A 19,891-nucleotide genomic window follows, 5' to 3' on the forward strand; every position below is an offset into this window, starting at 1 on the left:
GGGGGCGGAGAGCCTGTCGGCTCTTAAGTTGGCCTGGCGGCCAACTACGGGCCTGGCGGCCCGTAAGATGACGCGTCGTCATGCCTGGCGGCATGACTGTGTGTTGCCTGAGTTGGCCCTGACGGGCCAACAGGAATAGACAGGGCGGGGCCTGGCGGCCCCGCTGTCGCGTGTTCGAGGTGTCATGCCTGGCGGCATGACAGTGGGGTTCGGGTGGTTAAGATTCCCTGCCCTGGCGGGCAGGGGTTGGTGTGTGTCGGCGCCTGCGGCGCCGCGATGTCGTAAAGGTTTGTTAGACAGTTATCCGGTTCCCCTCCCCCTTGGTGTAGGCCGGGGCCAGGGGGCCCTCGGCCCTGACGGGCCGACAGAACCGAGTGAGGCGGGGCCTGATGGCCCCGCCTCATATCTGACGGCATGTCCGGTTCCTTGCGGTGCCCCGCTGTCGCGGGGCCCATCTTCGTTGGTTTTCGGGGGCGTTGTCAGACCCGGCATGTAGGTTCCCGGAGTTGTTGGCCCGTCTGGAATGGCCCCGAATACCACTGGTGGGGCGTGGAGGGGTGATGAGCTGTGCCTGAAAGTCAACATGTTGCCGCTCGGAGGATCATTACCGCTGCTCTGCGGGCCGGTGCGGCGTGGATCAACCGAGTTGAGGAGCCTCGTGCGTGGCGGGAGCTGTCGCGTATGCACGGGGTGCTCTTGTCGAGTCTGCCGGTGGGGGCCGGTCCTTCGACGCCTGCCGAGATGATCGACTTGCTGCCGGTGCGCCTGCGGGAGTGGGTGCCTTTGGCATGGGGCGAACTGCCTGCGGCGATGGGCGATTTGGTTGTCCTGACGGACAACGGTGAGCTGACCGAGGAGGCCTTCGAGGCGGGGATGAACTATCTGGAGGCCCTGTACGGGGACGACGGGTACTTCGATCTCGGTGGGACGTGGCTTCCGGCGTGGGTTCGGCAGACGGCTGAGCAGACGGAGCGGGCTGCCTTTCGGCACATCCGCTCCGGCGGGCAGGCCGGTTATGTGGCAGCGCGGACGATGCTGACCGAGGTGTCGTACGGCACGGAGCGGGCGTTGGTCGAGGAGTACTCGCGGCGTGGCGTGGCGCGGATGGACGTGTATCGGCCTGTTCCCTCGGACCGGGTGTGGGTGGGGGCGTCGTCGTGGTTGTGGCCGTGTCCGCAGTGCCGGTATCCGATGGTGCTGCGGGGTGGGCAGTTGCGGTGTGAGTATCCGCCGCATCAGAGCCGGTTCGGTCTGGTCGCGGGCAGTGGCAAGCGGGGTGGGCCGCCTGTACTGGCCGGTGGGCGGGGCCGGTTGGTGACGGCTGCGGAGCCGGCGGAGGGCGTGTTGTGCCTGGACTGGGGGGTGTGGCGGTACATCACCTGTCCCGGGCTGAGTGAGGTGGACCTGATGCAGTGGCTGGAGAAGCAGGAGGGGGTGCGGGTCGAGCGCTGGGAGAACCTGGATGAGTGGGATATCGGCGTCTACCTGGCGGATGGGCACTCCTGGCGGGTGGACGTCAAGGACCACCAGGACCCGCAGACGATCATCGACCGGCCACCGGTCGGGGAGACGGTGGTCGTGCCCAACTACCGGCGTAGCCAGGTGAATCAGCTGCAGTCCGGGCTCGATGCGCTGCGGACTGCTGACGGGCAGCACTACAGCGTGTTCACGGTCAGCCGTTTCAAGGCGGTCGTGACGAAGCGGCTGAAGGGGATGGGTGCATGACGTCGCCGAAGAACGCGCGGTATTCCGTCAGCGTGCCGCTGACTGTGCGGGTGGCGGTCCTGTTGGCCGCGCGGGTGTTCCCCAACCGGGCGCCGCAGGAGCAGGCGGCGTGGCGGCGTGTGGTGGATCTGGGGGATGCGCACTTCCTGGCCACGGGGCAGATGCATCTGTGGGACGGCTGGCCCGATCTTGCTCTGCCTGATCAGGTGCGGATCACGCGGATGCTGCGGCAGCGGCCGGCGGTGCTGGCTTCCCACGCGGTGTTTGTCACCGAGGTGGCAGCGGTCCTGGAGGGCGGTGAGGCGGTCGAGTTCGCCCCAGGCGACGGGGAGGAGCAGGTGCTGATCCTGCCCGCGGGCGACGAGGAGGCCCTCATCGATGCCTTGCTGGACGAGCTGGAGGACAACGCGGCTAAGGGGCAGTCTCAGCCCAAGCCTGCGCCGCCCGGCTCCTACGTCAGCGACCTGCGGATCCGGGATCCGCTCAGCCCGTCGGGCCGGGTGGTGGACGTCTTCTACGACCTCGACTATCAAGGGTCTCCTGCTCCCAGTGTGGTGCAGGAGCTGGGTGAGGCCCCGGTCGCGGACGAGGTGGTGATCCCCTTCGCCGACCTGGACGAGATCGCGGGCCGGCTCGATGCGCTGCGCGGGCAGGACTACCGGCGCAAGGCGGTCGCGGATATCCGGCGGTACGCCCGCGGCCGCGACGGCACCAGCGTGGGCAAGTTCCTGCGCGTTGAGGCCGGGCCGCTGCGGGTCTTCCACGCCCCCACCGGCATGGGCAAGAACGTCCTGAGTGAACTCGTCGCGGTGTGGTGCGCCCGGCAGGGCCGGGTGATCTCGCTGGTCGTTCCGCAGAGCGCTCAGGTCCTGGCCACGGTGTACCGGCTGGAGCAGGACCTGGCCGCTCTGGAGATCTCTGCACAGGTCACGCCGGTCGTCTCCCCCGCATCCATGATGGAGCTGGCCGAGCAGGCGGCCGGCAACCCGCAGGACGACGCGGACTTCAGGACCTGGGCGTACCGGGAGATGTCCTACAGCTGCCCGCTGACCGGGCACGCCACCACCTCCTCCGAGGCGGTGGATGCCTGGACGCCGGGCCAGGAGCCGTGCGACCAGCTCAAGCCCAACGGGCCCACAGCGGACAAGACTTTGGCCTGCCCGTGGCGCGGTGGCTGCGGGAAGTTCCGCCACCACCGGGCCGCGGCTTCGGCGGACATCCTCGTCACCAATCATGCGAACTTCCTCACCGGGCACATCCATGCGCCGGTGACGGGCCGTCCCGCCCCGGGACGGCGCATGACCACCGAGCAGCTCCTGCTGCACCGCAGTCATCTGGTCATCATCGACGAGGCCGATGCTTTGCAGGCGCAGGCCTTCGACCGGGCGGCCCGTCAGGTACTGCTGGCGCAGGACGGTGCGGAGCACACCCCGGTACGCGATCTCGACAGCCAGTTCCGGCGCCACTGCCACCGGCTGCCGATGAGCCTCGAACAGCACCTGCGGCCGCTGATCAACCACCTGATGTGGCTGGCCGAGTCCTACGTGTCCCACCTCGTCGGCGGCGTCATCCAGCCCGACCGGGAACGGCGCAACATGGTCGTTCCGCGCCGCTGGGACGCCATGTTCGCCTCCCGGATCTTCCATCTGGAGGCGGGTGAACGGCCCACCGCGCAGCAGATGCAGGCGGTCAACCAGCTCTACAAGAGGGAGGGGCCACTGGAGTACGCCGATGAGATCGAGGGGCTGGCCGAGCTGAGGGGGCTGCTGTCCTCGGTCACGGACCTGGCCGGCGGTCTGGACCGGCTCACGCACACCACCTTGCAGCGCATCGCGGAAGCGTTCTCGGCGATCACCGGTGAGACAAGCGACAAGCGGCTGTCCTCCCTGGCGCTGCTGGCGGCCCGGCGGGCCTATCTGGAGGAGATGGCCAGCATCCTGCACCGCATCGTCGGAGTCGCGGCGCCGCTGCAGGGAGCGGGGATTTCCGCCGGCAACAGCCTGGTGGACGCCCTGGCCTCGCACGTGCCGTGGCGGGCCGCTCCCTACGGCCCTTTGGGGCGTGCGCTGTTCGCGTTCTCCGAGACGTTCGACCCGGCCGACCGGCACCAGACGGCGCTGCGGCTGAAGTCCTATGTCGGGGACCCGCACGCTCACCTGGCCTACCTGGGTGAGGTGACGGCGCTCGCCCATACCGGCACCCGCCGGGCGGTGATCGGGATGTCTGCCACGGCGTTCATGCCGTACGCGCCGCGTCATCATCTCCTGCCGGAGCCGGCCTGGTATGTGCCGGACGACGTCAACGGAAGCCTCACCGTCGAGTTGCAGGCCGGCCAGGACGACGGGGCGGGCATCGTGGTGTCCGGCACCGAGGGAGCCAATCGGCAACGCGCCTACACGGCGATGGGGCGCAGCGTCGGCAAGGACCTTCCCGCGCAGCTCGATATGGTGGCCGCCGATCCGGCGACCGCGCACCGTGCGTATGCGCTGCTCGCGCCGACCGCATATGCCGCCGGTCCGGCGCTCGCCCGCGGCATGATCGACGCGGGGGTCGCGGCATCCGAGATCTGTGTGGCGGTGCGGCCGCAGGAGATGGCTGCGCTGGAGCGGATGCCGCCGGGCTGGGTGCCCATCCCCAGCAACCGGCTCGAGCAGTTCCCCCACGCCGTGGGGCACGGCCGGTGCCGGTACCTGATCGCCCCCATGGCCCGGGTCGAGCGCGGCCTGAACATCGTCGACCGTGACGGGCGCTCCCTGCTGCATGTGGCCTGCCTGGTCAACCGGCCCGTCCCAGCGATGGAAGACCCTCCGGTGCTGTTGTCCCTGGTCAACTCCCTTGCCTACCGTCGGCGGCGGCCCGGGGCGGATCCTGCGGCGGAGCTGGAGCGGCTGCGGATCGCGGCGGGCCAGATCTTCGACGACATCCGCAGCGGTCAGGGCTACTTCAAGTCGCTGGGTGAGGACGTCAAGCTCGCCGTCGTCGCGGAGATCCTGACCCGGCTGGTCCAGCTGGGCGGTCGCACCCGCCGCGGCGGCGACCACGGGCGGCTGCGGCTGCTGGACGCCGCCTTCACCCACACTGCCACCGACTCGACCCTGCCCGCCCTGCTGAAGCAGCTGCGCGGGAAATGGCAGGACGAGGACCACATGCCGCTGATCGACGCCGTCTACCGCACCACCATGACCGACGCCCTGCTGGGCCTGGCGGAGCACTCCCCTGCCGGATACGCGAACGAGATCGAGGATGAGGAGTTGGGCGAATGGTGAGTGACGAGCGCGGCCGCCTGTTCACCCTGTCCTTTCCACTGGATGACCGGCTGCTGGGCACGGTGCATGTCTATCCGCAGGACGAGGCATTCGCGCCGGCCTGGCGGCGGCTGCCCCGGCCGCGGGGCAAGGACGCCGTGCAGCCGATCGCGTCCCTGCAGACGGCGGCGCGCGCCGTGACCGGTGAGCGGCTGGTGTTCACCAACCCCGACCGGCCCGCCCGGACCGGCCGCTGGGCCGGTCGGAGCGTGATCGTCACGCCCGGGCCGCTGGACGGGGCCGTGGTACGCACCCTGATGCGGGAGTGGGAGACACGGCTGGACGGGCACGACGGCCGCGACACCCTCGCCGCCCTGCTGCAGCTGGACGACGACGGGCCCCAGCCGCTCAGTTCGCTGCTGCACCGCGACCCCATGGGGCGGATCACCGGTCCCCGCTGGGCGTTTCGGGTGGCCGGGTGGCGGCTGGCGGGCATGCTGGCGGCCCAGCCTCTCCCCCTCGACGAAGCCCTGCCCGCGCTGCAGTTCCACCTCGACAGTGAGGGCGACCTGCTGGCGTGGCAGGCCCCGCTGGTCCACGAACGGACGTGGATCGACGAGGAGAGCGGCAAGCGCCGGCGCATCGCCGGCTACGCCATGGAACGTATCCACATCGAGGTCGAACCCACCCCGGGCGGAAAGACCCTGATCGCGCATCTGTCGGCCCGGATCTCGCGCGTCGCCACCCACTACAAGGGCATCCGCAACGTCCTGCTGCGCCATCCCGTCAACCCGGACATCATCCTCAAAGCCCCGATCACCACCCGGTGGGAGAAGGGCCCGGACGGGTTCATGCAGCCCAAGGAAGTCCGCTACCGCGGGGCAACGGCACAGATCGTCGAGGCCTGCGGTGTCGGCCGGCTGCCCCAGCCGCCCCTGACGGGCCTGGACGAACTGACCGAGGTGCGCGGGGTGCACCGCACGGGCAAACACCCGATCGACAAGGGCGCCGGGGCGATGTTCCACGCCCGGCTCGAGGAACACGCGACACACGTCCTCGGCCAGGAACCCGTCGTCTACACCGGCACCCCCATCAAGATCAGCAAGCCGGGCGGGAACCTGCCGCCCTACGTGCCGGCCAGCAAGATGGCCGACGCCATGGCCGCCGCACGCCTCGATACGGTGCGCACCGTCGTGCTGTACGAGTCGGCCGAGTGGCGTACGCGGGTGATGGGGCAGCTGGCCCGCGATTACGCGCGGCCCGACCTGGCCGATCTGCCCGACGAGCAGCCGGTGGTCCTGGCGCCCGGCTACGAGCTCGTGGCGGTGCGGCTGCCCGAACTGGTGCGTCACGGCAGCCACGACCGCAGCCTGATCCTGAACAGCCTGCCCTGGTTCAAGCCCGGCGCCGGGCGGGCGCTGGTCACCGCCTTGTGCGAGACGCGTTATCTGAGTGAGCAGGAGAAGGAGGCGGGGGTGACGGACGCCAAGCACGCGCTCAAAGGGCTCTTCGCCGAACGCGGCATCCCCTCGCAGTTCATCACCATGGACTCCGATCCGGGCGATCCCTACCGGCTGAACACGCCCGAGAAGGTCGCGCGGGCCAGGGCCCGCAACGCGGGCCTGCCGGAGCCGGACGTCGCCTACAAGGACGACCACGCGGTGCAGATCGGACTCGGCAGCCTGCACTCCGACTCCGGCATCATCGACAACCGCCTGGCCGCCACCGCCTTCCACCGCAACGCGCGTGACACCGCCCTGGACCGGGAAGCCGTGGCCGTGGGCCTGTGGACCCGCTACCACCGCTTCGCCGAACGCCCCGGCCGCCCCCGCAAACCCGCCGTGCTGGCCATCACGCTGGTCGCCATGCGCATCCCGCTCGGCGAGGACGCCTACTGGCCCACCCTCATGTACAGCGACCAGGGCTGGCTCCCCCTGGCCCAGGCCCGCGCCCTGCACCATGCCGGTCCCATCGGCAAAAGAGGGCATCACCTGCGGGACGACCACGGGGGCCCGGACAACGTGCGCACCTATGTGGACGGGGCTCTGGCCGCGCTCAGGAACCAGTTTCCGATCATCGTGTTCGCCGAGGAGCGGGAGCGGATCTGGCCCGGGCTGTGCAACGACCGGCTCGGGGACGGCGCTGTGCCCGGGCAGAGCCTGATCACCCAAGGGTGGGATGTGGCGGTCGTCCGGGTCGGCAACGGGCAGGGCACACCCCAGCCGTCACGGCGCACCGGCGGCGGGGGCAAGCTGCCGGCCAACCCGCTGCAGCCGGTCATGCCGGAGAAGATCCTCTACCGCCACGACCGCGGGGACGCGGTGTCCTGGCTGTTTTCCGGGCAGTCCCGCCAGCACGCCGGCGGCCAGCGCACCGGCACCCAGTACACGCGCCGCACCCTGCCCAGCGGTCAACTGGTGCAGATGGGCGCCCCGTTCCACACCATGACCCGCACCGAATACGTCATCGCCCACCCCGGCGGCTGGCGCGAGGAACAGCTGGCAGGCCTGGCCGCACGGACCTCCGAGCAGGCCGCCATGTGGGACGGGCGGACCAACCTGCCCGCCCCGCTGCACCTGGCGAAGAGCGCTGATGAAAAGCATCCCCGCTTCGTCGACCAGGAAGGACTGAGCGAATAGGCGCGGTGACGGGCGGGCACGGCGGCTCCAGGCTCGGTGCTGGCGCAGCTGGTGGGCAGTTGGCTGCTGCCCGTGCCCCGCCCGGGCTCAAGGTGGGCGGGGCCGGTCTACTGTGCTGCCGCTCCCCTCACCTGTCACGATCCGAACAGGCCGCCCAACTGGGGTGTGCGCCTGCTCACTTGGAGTAGGTCTGTTTCCAGCGTGCTCGGTGGCGGGCTTCTCCCTGTCCGTGTCCGTTGACTTCGGCCAGGGACAGCAACGGTGTCCCGTTGTTCCACAGACCGAAGAAGTCGCGGTGCAGGGTGAGGATGTGGTGCTTGACCGCGAACGCCTCGGCCTGGGGGCTGATGCGTGTGGTGGCGACGAAGATGGCCACGTCCGCAGCGAAATGCACCTTGGCTCCCAGCAGATCGCGCACTTCGCGACTGGCGATCGTCCGGTGCGGTGCGTACCGCTTGCACTGGATCACCATGGTCCGGCCATCGGGCAGCCGGCCGAGCACGTCGGCTCCGTTGTCCCCGGTTCCACCCACTCGGCGCACCTGCGTACAACCGTCACGGCGGCATAACTCGGCGACCACTTCCTCGAACTCGGTGCCGGACATCGCGTCGATGGCAGCCAGCGTCCGTTGTCCCGCTGCGATCTCCTCCTGTCGCCTCCAGTCGTCGTCCTTGCTGCGCAGCAGCCGGTCGGTACGCCACAGCCGCCACACCATCCAGCCGATTCCCGCGGCGGCAAGCAGGGCGCCGAGGTACAGCAACAACATCGGCCGCAGCAGACCTAGCAGGACCAGCGCGGCGAGCGCGCCTACTGCTGCTTTGTTCCGGGCGGTGCGTCGTCTACGCATCGCCTTGCCCTTGCGTTTGGCCGCCATTTCTGCCCCCTCTTGCACCGGCCGGGATGGATTCCTCCCTGCTGTGCAGTGTGGGCATGCCGAGCAGACCCGCCAGGGCGCAGTCAGGCCATTGGCTTGAACTTCCCGCCCTTCTGCCTGCTGGCGTCTGGCCGTTCTCCTCGAGGAGGTGCGTTCGCCTGCTTACAGGCCCAGTTCGGCCAGGGCTGCTTGCCTCCGCGGGCTGAGGCCAGAGCGGCGGCGGCGCAGGTTGCTCAGCCACTGGCCCAGACGCACGGAGTCGCCTTCGATCTTCTCGATGTGGCGCTGGGGGACGTTGAGATGGCCTTCGCGTGCGCGGAAGGCACGTGCGGCGGCCAGTCCCCGCTGGAAGGCCCGCTCGCGCGCCGGCAGGCGGCTCTCCGTCGCCGGACAGGCGGATGTGTTGGGCAGGCCGACCAGCCCCAACTCAGCGAGCAGTGACTTCTGTTCAGGGTGTAGGTGGTCGGAACGGGCGCGCTGTGACTCAAGCCAGCTCTCTGCCTCGGAGGCAGTCTCGTAGGCTGCCCGGCTCTGACGGGCGGCGTGGTAGGCCCGTTGCCATGTGATCGGCCAGGGCGGGTTCCACCACCGGTCCAGGGCGGTGAGGGCGGTGGCGCGCTGGCCGGTGAGGGTCTCGGCGCGGGTGCGCTGGGTGGCCAGCCAGCGGCCGAGGGGGAAGCCGTCGTGGATCTCGTCGACGGGGGCGGCGAGGTGGCCGTGGCGGGCGGCATAGGCGGCGGCGTGGGCCAGTGCGCGGTCGAAGGCCTGCTGGCGGGGGTCCCAGATGATGCCGAGACGTTCGAGGGCGTGGACGCGTACGGCGTCGAGCGTGTCTTTGGTGTGCAGGTGGCGTTGCCAGGTCAGCCAGCACCCCAAGGGATAGCCGGTGGGGTCCTCGTAGTTCTGGGGGACGTCGAGGTGGCGGTGGGTGTGGCGGAAGCGGCGGGCCGCGGCGAGGCCGCGGCGCCATTCGGCGCTCTTGGGAGCCAGGACCCGCAGGGACAGAGCGAGGGCGATCTCGTCGGCCTGGGTGGGACGGTCGAAACGCAGCCAGGCTTCGGGGTCTTCGGGGGGCATGGTGGGACGGTGGGTGCGCGGGTCGGACAGGCGGGCATCGAGGCGGTCGTCGTGGGCACGCAGAGCCTGGATGGTGCGCCACAGCGGGGTGTAGGCGTCGGCGCCGAGGAGATCGTCGGGGTCTTCGTCGGGGGTGAGGTAGACGGGGACGACGAGGGTGGCCTTCTTGCCAGCGCCAGGGTGCTGACGCAGGGCGCGGCCAACGGCCTGGACGGTGTCGACGGGGCTGTTCTTGGGGTCGACGAAGACCACCGCATCGATGTCAGGCACGTCGATGCCCTCCCCCAGCACGCGGGCATTGGACAGGACGGCCGGTGTGTCGGGGCTGGTGTGGGAGGTGAATTCGAGCAGGAGGCGGCGGCGGATCTGCGGGGTGTGGCTGCCACTGACCCAGTCCGCCCACAGCCCCTGGGGGCGCAGGGGTGCGGGAAGAGCGGCGGCCGTCTGCGCCAGGGTGGTAGCGAAGGCGCGGGCGTCGGCGACACGGTGATGGAAGGTCAGGATGCGGCGCAGCTTGTGATCGTGGATGGCGCGCAGGGCGGCAACCTGGCGGCCGGCCAGGCGCAGGCCGTCGACACCCGCGCCGGCTCCGGTGGCCAGCCAGTCACGCAGGTCCGCGTCGGTGACGACGGGGACGAGGATCTGGTAGTCGGCGAGCAGCCCGAGATCGATGGCATCGGAGAGATTGAGGTGGTAGGCGACAGGACCGAAGAGGTCCTCGTCGTCCATGGAGGCCACCGCCTCTTCTCCGTCGCCGTCCGGGGCGTCGTCGGGATCCCAGATGCGAGGGGTGGCGGTCAGGTACAGGCGGCGGGCGGCCGGCACCTGGTCGTCGTGATGGACGGCCGCCCAGACCTTGCCCAGACGGCCCGCGGTGCGGTGCGCTTCGTCGACGACCACCAGATCCCAAGGGGGCAGTCGGTGGTCGCGGTGGGCGGCAATGACGGCGGGCAGGGAAGCGTAGGTGGCGTAGACGGTGACCGGCCCAGGGCGAGGTGTGGTGGTGAGGGCGGTCAGTTCGGCGGGGTCGGTGGTGAGCGGGATGTCGGTGCCGACCGGTTCGTGGTCGAGGGCCTGGCGGGCCGAGCACACCGCCACGGTGGTGCCCTTGCGGCCGGCCAAACGCCAGGAACGGATCGTCTGCGACAGCAGGTCCAGTGTCGGCAGCAGCACCAGCACACGGCCACGGGGGGCAATGCGGGCGGTGGTACGGGCGGCAATGAGGGTCTTGCCGGTGCCGCAGGCCGCGATCACGCTCGCGCGGGCGTGGTTGCCGAGGACACGGGTGGTCGCCGAGACGGCTTCCCTTTGGTGGGGGCGCAGTTCGAGGGGTGTGGTGGCCATGGAGAGGTGCCGCTCCGGGACATGAACTGTTGAGGCGGTCATGGGGCGTTGCAGGGAGATCTTTTCGGCGATGTGGGCGATGGTTTTGCGGGTTGGGAGCTGCGGTTCAGCTTGCCGATGCCACGCGTAGGGCGCGGCTGAGCAGGATGGGGTTGCCCAGGTGGCGGCGTAGTTCTCTCTCCAGTCCGGCGACCGGCACCAGGTTCTGCGGGGCCCGGGTGTCTTTGTACTCGATGCTGGCGTACCGCGGCAGGAGTGCCTGGGAGAGGTTGGCCAGCTCGATCGCCGCGGCCGCAGGGATGTCGGCGGCGCATTCCAGCCGCACAATCCCGGCCCATGGGGCACCGGGGGTGCACGGGAGGCGCAGGTACCAGGCGTGGCGGTCCCAGGATGTGCCCATCAAGAACACCGGGCTGCGTTCGCCGGGGGCCAGGGTGGCGATCATGGCGTGCAGGTCGGGCGGCAGGTAGGCGGTGCGGTGGGACTTGATGAATCCCAGTGCGCGCGGTAGGTGGGTGCGGCCGCGCAGGGGGCCGTCCACGACCAGGAGGTCCGAGTCTTCGGGGATGCCGTGGCCGGTCAGGGCGGTGCGGGCATGGGTGGCGACGAGGACCTCGAGTTCGGTGAGTTGGCGTTGCAGCGCCGTCGAGAGCAGCACGGCGAGGTTCTGTTCTTGGTCGTCGGGGGTGATGGTGGCCTTGTAGGTTCCGGCGGTGGTGGGCACGTCGGCGGCGTTGGTGGCGGTGGTGAACAGGCCACGCCGGTAGTCGATGGTCAGCAGATGTGCGCCGCGGTCGGGGCAGCAGCACACGGTGCCTGCCGCGTAGGAGGCGCACAGCGCCATCCGGGCGTCCCGGACTGCGTTGCTGGGGCTGGTGGCCGGTTCGGCGGAGGGGGGCTGTTCGATCCAGATGCGGGCCTCGACGCGACGGACGCCGTCGACGAACAAGACCGCTCCTGGGGCAGATACCTGGGAGGGCGAGACGGGCTTCCAGTCGGCCGGGGCAAGTTCGATGTGGGGAGTGACCTTGGCGGTGGAGTCGGCGATGCCGTTCTCGGCGTTCTCGACGCTGGAGCCGTAGGTGGGGTCCCAGCCGTCGACGTGGAACCGCATGCGGGAAGCCTGTGCTGCGCTGGTCATGTGCCCTGCCGGGTGACGGTGGAGGTACGGGTGTCGCGCTGGACGTGGAACTGGACCGGGATCTGTTCGGCGAGTGCGATGACGTGGGTGATCACTCCGACCATCCGCTCTCCCAGAGAGAGGTTTTGCAGGGTGTCGGCGACGGTCTGGAGCGACTCGGCGTCGAGAGTGCCGAACCCTTCGTCGAGGAAGATGGACTCCAGTTTCGTAGCGCCGCCCAGGCCGGCCAGCTGGTCGGAGAGGGCCAGTGCGAGAGCCAGGCTGGCCTGGAATGTTTCGCCGCCGGACAGGGTACGCACCGAGCGCGAGGAATCGGCATCGAAGTGATCGATGACGTAGAACTCGCCCTTTTGGTGGCTGAGGTCGAAGCGGTCGCCTGACAGCTGGCGTAGTGACTGGGAGGCGCCGGCGACCAAGGTGTCGAGGGCTGAGTTGGCGAGCCACTGAGGGAACTTGGTAGACCGCATCAGCCGGGCCAGCTCGGCGGCCACCTTTTGCCGGGTGCGGGCGGCGTCGATCTTGTCTCGCATCGAGGCGGCGTCGGCGAGGCTGCGTTGGATCATTTCCACCTGGCCTCGGGCGCGTTCGGCTGCGACCGCCACCACTCGCGGAGCCTGCGCGGCACGCCCCAGGCCGTCGCCGAGGTCGTGGGGATCCAGGCCGTTATCGCGCAGGAGAGCCTCCAGGCGGCCCAGGAGCTGGTCAGCTTCGTCGTGGGCGGTCTGGGCGTCGGAATCTGCACGCACGGTGGCGACCTGCCGGTCGCTGACCCCACGGTCGGCCCAGCCGGTCAGGGTGGCCCAGGCGGCGGCGAGGTCGGCGGTGTCGAGGCTCGGTGGGTTGAGTGCCGCCACCGCGTCCCGGGCGGCTGTCAATGCGGATCGGGCACTCGTGGTGCGCTCTTCCCACTGTTCCTGCTCGGCCGCCGCTGTCTTGGCTGTCTCGCGTGTGCGGCCGGCCTCGGTGGTGGCTGTCTTCACGGCCTCTTCGAGGCGGGTGCATTCCTCGAAGAGGGTCGGCAGCTTGTCTTCGGGCGGCGCCTGTCCCAGGAGTGTGTCCAGTTCGCTCAGGCGGTCGGTCAGGGTGGTCTGTTCGAGGTCTGCGGTTGCGGCGTCCCGAACGGCTGCGGTGTGGGCAGCCTGGGCGGCGACCTGCGCGCGGTCGGCTGCATCCAGCGCATTGGTGGCGTCCGAGTGGGCCTTTTCGGCGTCGGTTGTTTCGGCTGCGGTGGCTGCGAGGTCGCGGTCTGCGGTGGCGGTCTGGGTGCGGGCCCAGGTCTCCAGATCGGTCCAGGCCGCGGTCAGGTCGTCGGTGTCGAGGGCCGACGGATCGAGAGCGGCCACCGTGCCCAGTGTCGAGTGCAGGGTGCTGCGGGCCCGGTCGAGTTCTCGCTGCAGTGCGGCGGCCGCCGACGCGGCGGACTCGTGCGCGGTTTCGGCTTTCTGTACTGCGTCACGCGCCTGCTGCTCATTTGCAGTCACCTGGTCGCGAGATGTGGTGAGTTCGTCGAGGTGGGCGCGGTCGGCGTCGCAGTCGCGGTCGGTGCCGGCGGGGCGGTCGGGCAGCAGCGTGCTCAGCCTCTTGTCGTGCAGGGTGCGCTGCGTGGTCAGTCCGTCCATGGCCCGCTGTTTGTCGGCGACCGTGGCCTTGGCGTCCTCGTATCGGGTCAGCAGGTCACGGTGTTCGTCTGCGGCAACGGCACGCGCCGCCTGGGCTGTGTGGAGAGCGGGGTCGGACAGCGGGGGCGGGAGGGTGGTGACGTTCTGCTCGCAGACCAGGCAGGCGTGGCCCACCTGAAGCTGGGGGCGCAGCTGCGCGGCACCAGCAAGGGCTTGGGCCTTCTCGAGCGCGGCTGTGGCCGCGTCCAGGCGCACTTGTGCGCCAGCCACCGACTCTTCAGCTCGGCTGGTCACCTCGGCACAGTCGTCCAGCTCGCTGGTGGCGTCCGTGAGCAAGGCGATGACGTCGAGGAGTTCGTCGAGTGTGTGGTGCGCGTCCGTGAGCCGGCTACCGTCGCCGGCGGCGGTAAGCGCGCGGGAGGCCTGTTCGTGCCGGTCCCGGGCCTCGGCCAGCTCCCCGGCGGCGGCTTCGGCCTCGCTGGAGCGAGCTGCTGCGCGGCTGGTCAGGTCGGTGACGCCGTCGGGGGTGCGGACGGCGGCCAGCAGTTGTTGGCGATGCTGCAGTTTTTCGTGCGTCTGCCGGATCTGATCGCGGCGCTCACGGGTTTTCTCGGTACTGCGCCGGGCCTTGGAGACGGCGTCCGCCGCTGCCTTCCGCCGGTCTTCGCATTGCACTAGCTCGTCTTGGGCGCGCTGGACATCGGCGATCACGCCGTCGCGGCGCGCGACCAGGCCTGCCTTCTCGGTGTACCGGTCGCGGGTGAAGGTCAGGTCGGTGCGCTGGGGGCCGGACTGAGCCTCTTTGGTGGCGTCGGAGAGGGTCTGAGCGGCTGCGTCGGCGGCGTCACGGGTCTGCCGGGCCTCTATCTGTGCCTGTGTGGCCTGGCGTTGCAGCTCTTCGATGCCATCGGGGGTGCGGATGGAGGTCAGCAGACCGGTCTCGCTGCGTAGCTTGTCGGCTCGAGCGTCGGCATCGTGTGCTCGGGTGTGTGCCTCGGTGACACGGGGCACGAGTTGGTCGACGGTGACGGCCAGATGTTCGAGCGCCTCGACACGCGCCTGTGCGGTGGCCTCGGCTTCGGGAGTAGCGTCAGCATGGCGGCTCAGCTGGTCGTTGAGGACCTCGATCTCTCTGGCTGCTTGGTCTGCCTGGGCGCCGGCGCGTTTGCCGATGCCTTCGTATTGGGCGGCGCCGAGGAGTTTGAGCAGGATTTGCTGGCGGTCGCGGGCGCTGGCGGACAGGAACCGGGCGAAGTCGCCCTGGGGCAGGACGACGCACTGGCAGAAGTCGTCGAAGGACAGGCCGAGCAACTGCTCGATGGCGGGATTTAGTTCTTTGATCTCCCCGGCCAGTACTTCCGGCTGTGGTCCGTCTGCCTCGACGGCGACTGCGGTGGGGTCGGTGAACTGCACCAGGCTGACGGCCTTCTGCTGGATCTGCTGGCCGGTGCGGCGGACCTCGCGGGCGACCTGGTAGCGCTGTGATCCGACGTCGAAGGTGAGTGAGACCGTGCAGCGGTTGCTCGTAGGGGCGAGTGCGTAGGAGATGGCGTTGCTGCGTCCCCACCGGTAGGCCGAGCCGTACAGGGCGAACGTCAGCGCGTCGAGGATGGTGGACTTGCCTGAACCGGTGGGGCCGACGAGGGCGAAGTAGTCGGTGTCGGTGAAGTCGACCACGGTGGGGGCACGGAAGCCGGCGAAGCCGTTGAGCTCCAGACGAACGGGACGCATCTGAGGATTCCTTCGGGCGGGTAGGCCTGGGGCTTCAGGGTCGGGTGGTCGAGCGAGTGAGGTCGTCGTGCAGCTGGTTGAACAAAGCCGTGACCCGATCGTCGCTGACGCTGACGCTGTGGCAGTAGTCGGCAAACAGCTGCGCAGGCGTCTTGACCGGCTGGTCGACGCCCATCCCTGCCGTGGCGCCAGTGCTCGCATGATCGGGGTGGATGAGGATCTGAAGGGCGTTGGGAAGGGCTTCGTACAGGTCGTCGCGCATGCCGGCGTAGGCGGGCTGGGTGACGACGAGTCTGAGGTAGTCCTCGCCGTAGCCGGCGGGGTCGGCGGTCAGCTGGGCGACGGTTCCCTCGACGGTGCGCAGTCGGCGGCCGGTCGTGACGGGGATGTCGGTGATCTCTGCGGGGGTGCCGGGGGTTGCCTCCACGAGGCAGACGACGTGAGTGCTGTTCTGCTCGCCGAAGTCGATGGCGTACGGGGAGCCGCTGTAGTGCACCGGGCAGGCGGCGGGGATCTGCTGCCGGCGGTGCAAGTGCCCCAGGGCCACGTAGTGGGCCTCGACGGGGAAGATGGCGGCGGGCACGTGGTATTCCATGATCGATTGGGCGGGTCGCTCACCGCCGCCGAAGGCGCCGCCGGTGCAGGTCAGGTGGGCCATGATGATGTTGACGGCGTCCGGGGTGAACGCCCCGGTCAGATTGGCGAGGACATCGCGGACGAGTTGGTCGTAAGCGCCGACGTTCTGCGACGGGGTGTTGGCGATGATCTCCGCGGCACGGACGGCGTAGCGCTGGGAGAGAAACGGCAGGACGGCGACGTTGACGGCCTCGTTGGTGGACTTGGCGCGGAAGGTGTGCACGCCGCCCTTGGTGGCCGGTCTGGCCTGTCCGTAGACGTGGATGCCGGCGACGTCCATCAGCGGCCGGTAGGCCTCGAATGTGGCGCCGTGGTCGTGGTTGCCGGCGATGACGACGACTTCGATGTTCTGCTTGGCCAGGTGCAGCAGGGTACGCACGATCAGCTTCTGGGCGTCCGCGGTCGGCGCGGCGTTTTCGTAGATATCGCCGGCTATGAGGACGGCGTCGACGTCGTTGTCGATCGCGATCTGGGTGATCTCTCGCAGGACGCGTGTCTGCTCCTCGAGCCGGTTGCGGCCCTTGAGGGTTTTACCGACGTGCCAGTCGGAGGTGTGAAGGAACTTCACGGCGTGGGTCCTTTTCGGGTGGCTGAGGCAGAGCAGCGTGGCGCGTTGGCGCACCGAGGAGGGAGGTGGCGGACGTCAGTAAGGCGGCTCGTCGATGGCGCCGTCGTCGGTGTCGTCGGGCCACGGATCGCTCTCGGCCTGGGGCAACCTGCTGAACGGGTCCGGTCGCGCCGCGCTGCTGATGGCCTGGCCAGCTGCGGGGATGCTGGTGGTGAAGGTGGGGGCGGCTACCTCGGAGAGGCGGGTGGCCCAGGCGGGGAAGGGGAATTCGACGGCCAGGGGCACCGGGATCTCGGGTTGGGAGACGAACATGGTGCCGGGCCTGGCGAGCGTGGCGCGCTGGCGCTGCGAGGCGGGCAGGAAACCGTACTCGGGCCGCCCGGCCTCGGCGGCGTCGAGCCGGCCGACGATCTTGATCGAGGAGTTCGACACGATGCGCCGTTCCACCTCGGAGGCGGTCTGCTGGGCGCCGATGAGGATGATGCCGAGTGAGCGCCCGCGTTCGGCGATGTCCAGCAGTACGTCCTTGATCGGGGAAGAGCCCTCGCGGGGGGCGTACTTGTTGAGCTCGTCGACCATTGTGAACAGCAGCCCGCCCGGGCCGGCTTGCTCCTTGCGGTCGGTCTCCGCGGCCAGCACGACACCGACGACGAACCGTTGGGCCCGTTCCGGCAGGTTATGCAGGTCCACCACGGTGACCTGTTGCTGCGAGGTGTCGATGGAGTGGCCAACCGGGTGGTCGGTGACCGTGCTCAGGTCGCCGCGCAGCAAGGGCCCGAGCGGCCTCTGGGACGACCGCAACCGTCGCACGAACGCATTCACCGTGCCCAGGCCGATGGCCGGGCCTGCCCAGTCCGGGCGGGTGAGGTCGTCGGTGACCTTGTCGCAGATGAAGTCGATCATCTCCGCCCAGGTGCGGAGGATGGTTCCGTCGATGGCGACCGCGCCGTCGTTCCCGGCGGCCTGGGCCTCGCGGCGCAGCCGACTGGTGACCTGGTGCACGACGATCGTGTACTGGTTCTTCTCGTCTTCGGTGTCCGCGAACACGTAGGGCAGCAGCTCGCGTTCGGAGAACTCGGCCAGAGTCCACCAGAAAGCGGTGACGCCGCTGGTCCTGCCGGTGACGTGGGGGCGGCCGGTGGTGTCACCAGGCAGTGGCGGGGCGTAGAAGCCAGCCGTGGCGAAGGGGCGGGCGGGCAAGCCGAGTTGGGCGTACGCGGCGCGCAGAGTGTCGTCAAGGCGGGCGTTGGGCTGGTCGACGAAAAGCAGGTCCTCGCCCTTGACCGAGAAGATCAGGGCCTTGGCGTTGACCGCGCGGGCGCCTAGGGCGCCCGAGGTGAACAGGGAGTGCAGCAAAAACAGCGCGAAGCTGGTCTTGGTTGCCACCCCTGAGATGCCCGAGATCGATACATGGGCGCCGCGGGTGCCGTCAAGGAATTCGAGGTTGAGATAGATCGGTTCGCCGTCACGGCCGATGCCGGCGGGGACGCGCGCGTCCATCCGGTCGAAGTACAGCGCGGCGTCCCGGGCAGTACCTGCGGCCCGGATCGCCACCTCGCCGGGGCGTGGCGGGACGTAGCACTCGGGGTCGACCCGGGTGGTTGTGACTTCGGCGATCTCTTGCACGTTCGCCGGCAAGATTCCGTCGGCGATGAGAAACACATCTGAGCCGAACGCGGCCCCTTCGTGGCGGGCAACTACCTCGGTCACCACGCCGGAGGTGACGACCGTGCCGCGGCCGGGGATCTCCCGGCGGGTGCTGACCACGTCGTCGAGCTGCAGATATGCATCGGGGAAAAGGGCAACGTGGAACCTCAAAGGAGTGGAGTCTTCGGTGCCTGCTACCTTCCCCACCTCGTTTTCGGCTTCGCCACCGGCGAGGAGGCCTGCAAACGGCTGACGGCTGGTCACGGGTGCGGAACTACGGCCGAATACGGTGCTGTCAGCGCTGGGGGGCTCGGAGGCGGTGTTAGTCATCGGCCGTTCCCTGTGTCGGTCCTACGGTGTCGAGGCGACCCTGCCGACCGACGGTGGACGCCGTACGCCGGGGCGCCGAAACTCCTGGGCAGCTCTATGAGCACAAACCGTAATCAACGGGCCTCGTGTTGCGGGCGGTTTTCCCGATACTGAGGTTGAACTCGTGGTGTCGTAGGGGCTGACGGCTCGTCGCCTGTGCGGTATCACCGAAGGCATGCGGTATCCACAAGGGGGCGGGCTGACCGCCGAACGGCAGCAGTTCCGCGAGGAGTTACGGCTAAAGGCGGCCGAGAGGTTCGCCCTGGGCGAGGCGAGCTCGGTGATCGCGAAGGACCTGCGGGTCAGCGTCCGTTCGGTGCAGCGATGGCGGCAGATGTGGGACGAGGGCGGTCCCCGGGCTCTGCGGTCGCAGGGGCCGGCGTCGCTGCCGAGGCTGAGTCAGAAGCAGTTCACGCAGCTGGAGGCGGAGCTGGCCAAGGGTCCGGCCGCGCACGGCTGGGAAGACCAACGCTGGACCCTGAGCCGTGTGAAGACGGTGATCGGCCGGCGCTTCCACCTGACCTACACGGTCCAGGGCGTGCGGAAGCTGCTGGTGCGCAATGGCTGGTCCTGCCAGGTGCCTGCCCGTCGGGCCGTGGAGCGGGACGACGATGCGGTCGCGGGGTGGGCCAAGGAGGTGTGGCCCCGCGCGGAAGGTTAGCGGCGGCCCGTGGGGCCTGGCTCGTCTTCGAGGACGAGGCCGGCTTCTCCATGACGCCGCCGCACGCGAAGACTTGGTCTCGGCGCGGCCGGACCCCGGTGGTGCGGGTGCGGGGCCGTTCCCGCAGACGGATATCCATCGCCGCGCTGACCTGCTACAAGCCCGGCCACCGGTCGCGGCTGATCTACCGGCCGCGCAGGGACGACGGTCAGCGCGACGGACGCAAGAGCTTCTCCTGGCGCGATTACCGGGACCTGCTGATCGCCGCCCACCAGCAGCTCGGGGGCCCGATCGTGCTCGTCTGGGACAACCTGAACGTTCACAAGGCCGCCGGGCTGCGGGAGTTCGCCGAAGCCCGGGACTGGCTGACCATCTACTACTTGCCGCCCTACGCACCCGACCTCAACCCCGTCGAAGGGATCTGGTCACTACTGCGGCGGGGCTGGCTCTCCAACGTCGCCTTCAATACCCCCGAACACCTCGTCCAGCGCATCCGACGCGGCCTCCGGCACATCCAGTACCGCAGCCACCTGATAGACGGCTGCCTCGCCGAGACCGGCCTGACCATCAGACCCACCTGAACGACCCAGCGACATCACGAGTTCAACCTCAGTA

The 19,891-nt window shown here is 69.4% G+C and carries 11 protein-coding genes; 5 read left to right on the forward strand and 6 right to left on the reverse strand.

From position 1 onward, the window contains the following. The first annotated feature begins 567 nt into the window (after positions 1–567). The 3 genes from FVS66_RS19135 to FVS66_RS19145 are packed head-to-tail and all read left to right on the forward strand — an operon-like array spanning position 568 to position 7,609. Positions 568–1,725, forward strand: coding sequence for a hypothetical protein (locus FVS66_RS19135; RefSeq protein WP_149182404.1), 1,158 nt, complete (start codon positions 568–570; stop codon positions 1,723–1,725). Next, entirely contained in the window at positions 1,722–4,991 is a 3,270-nt protein-coding gene (locus FVS66_RS19140) for a hypothetical protein (protein WP_149182405.1), read from the forward strand. The genes FVS66_RS19135 and FVS66_RS19140 overlap by 4 nt, the downstream gene beginning before the upstream one ends. After that, entirely contained in the window at positions 4,985–7,609 is a 2,625-nt protein-coding gene (locus FVS66_RS19145; RefSeq protein ID WP_149182406.1) for an RNaseH domain-containing protein, read from the forward strand. The genes FVS66_RS19140 and FVS66_RS19145 overlap by 7 nt, the downstream gene beginning before the upstream one ends. A gap of 175 nt (positions 7,610–7,784) precedes the next feature. On the opposite strand, the gene FVS66_RS35115 is transcribed toward FVS66_RS19145, so the two are convergent. The 6 genes from FVS66_RS35115 to FVS66_RS19175 all read right to left on the reverse strand — a co-directional run bounded on the left by FVS66_RS35115 (position 7,785) and on the right by FVS66_RS19175 (position 18,510). Continuing rightward, positions 7,785–8,483 carry a restriction endonuclease gene (locus FVS66_RS35115; RefSeq protein ID WP_187645594.1) on the reverse strand — a complete coding sequence of 233 codons (699 nt, stop codon included), beginning with the start codon at positions 8,481–8,483 and terminating at the stop codon, positions 7,785–7,787. 162 nt (positions 8,484–8,645) lie between these two features. Continuing rightward, positions 8,646–10,904 carry a DEAD/DEAH box helicase gene (locus tag FVS66_RS19155; RefSeq protein WP_149182407.1) on the reverse strand — a complete coding sequence of 753 codons (2,259 nt, stop codon included), beginning with the start codon at positions 10,902–10,904 and terminating at the stop codon, positions 8,646–8,648. Between the two features lie 106 nt (positions 10,905–11,010). Further along, the gene (locus FVS66_RS19160; RefSeq protein ID WP_149182408.1) at positions 11,011–12,018 is read right to left on the reverse strand and encodes a hypothetical protein; all 1,008 of its coding nucleotides are present in this window, start codon (positions 12,016–12,018) and stop codon (positions 11,011–11,013) included. Between the two features lie 23 nt (positions 12,019–12,041). Then, positions 12,042–15,395, reverse strand: a complete 3,354-nt coding sequence (locus tag FVS66_RS19165) for an AAA family ATPase (RefSeq protein ID WP_149182409.1) — start codon at positions 15,393–15,395, stop codon at positions 12,042–12,044. 34 nt (positions 15,396–15,429) lie between these two features. Beyond that, positions 15,430–16,599 carry an exonuclease SbcCD subunit D gene (locus FVS66_RS19170; protein ID WP_149182410.1) on the reverse strand — a complete coding sequence of 390 codons (1,170 nt, stop codon included), beginning with the start codon at positions 16,597–16,599 and terminating at the stop codon, positions 15,430–15,432. A gap of 75 nt (positions 16,600–16,674) precedes the next feature. After that, on the reverse strand, positions 16,675–18,510 hold the full coding sequence (locus FVS66_RS19175; protein ID WP_222946955.1) for an ATP-binding protein: 1,836 nt from the start codon (positions 18,508–18,510) through the stop codon (positions 16,675–16,677). A 280-nt stretch (positions 18,511–18,790) separates the two neighbouring features. Between FVS66_RS19175 and FVS66_RS19180 the strand changes: the two genes are divergently transcribed. Together FVS66_RS19180 and FVS66_RS19185 are read left to right on the forward strand one after the other, a co-directional pair. Then, positions 18,791–19,276, forward strand: coding sequence for a winged helix-turn-helix domain-containing protein (locus tag FVS66_RS19180; RefSeq protein ID WP_149180423.1), 486 nt, complete (start codon positions 18,791–18,793; stop codon positions 19,274–19,276). A gap of 50 nt (positions 19,277–19,326) precedes the next feature. Then, positions 19,327–19,857 carry a transposase gene (locus FVS66_RS19185; RefSeq protein WP_262386880.1) on the forward strand — a complete coding sequence of 177 codons (531 nt, stop codon included), beginning with the start codon at positions 19,327–19,329 and terminating at the stop codon, positions 19,855–19,857. The last annotated feature ends 34 nt before the right edge of the window (positions 19,858–19,891 follow it).

Origin of the sequence: Streptomyces sp. TRM49041 (assembly GCF_008271805.1) — a bacterium.
In the GTDB taxonomy this organism is placed as follows: domain Bacteria; phylum Actinomycetota; class Actinomycetes; order Streptomycetales; family Streptomycetaceae; genus Streptomyces.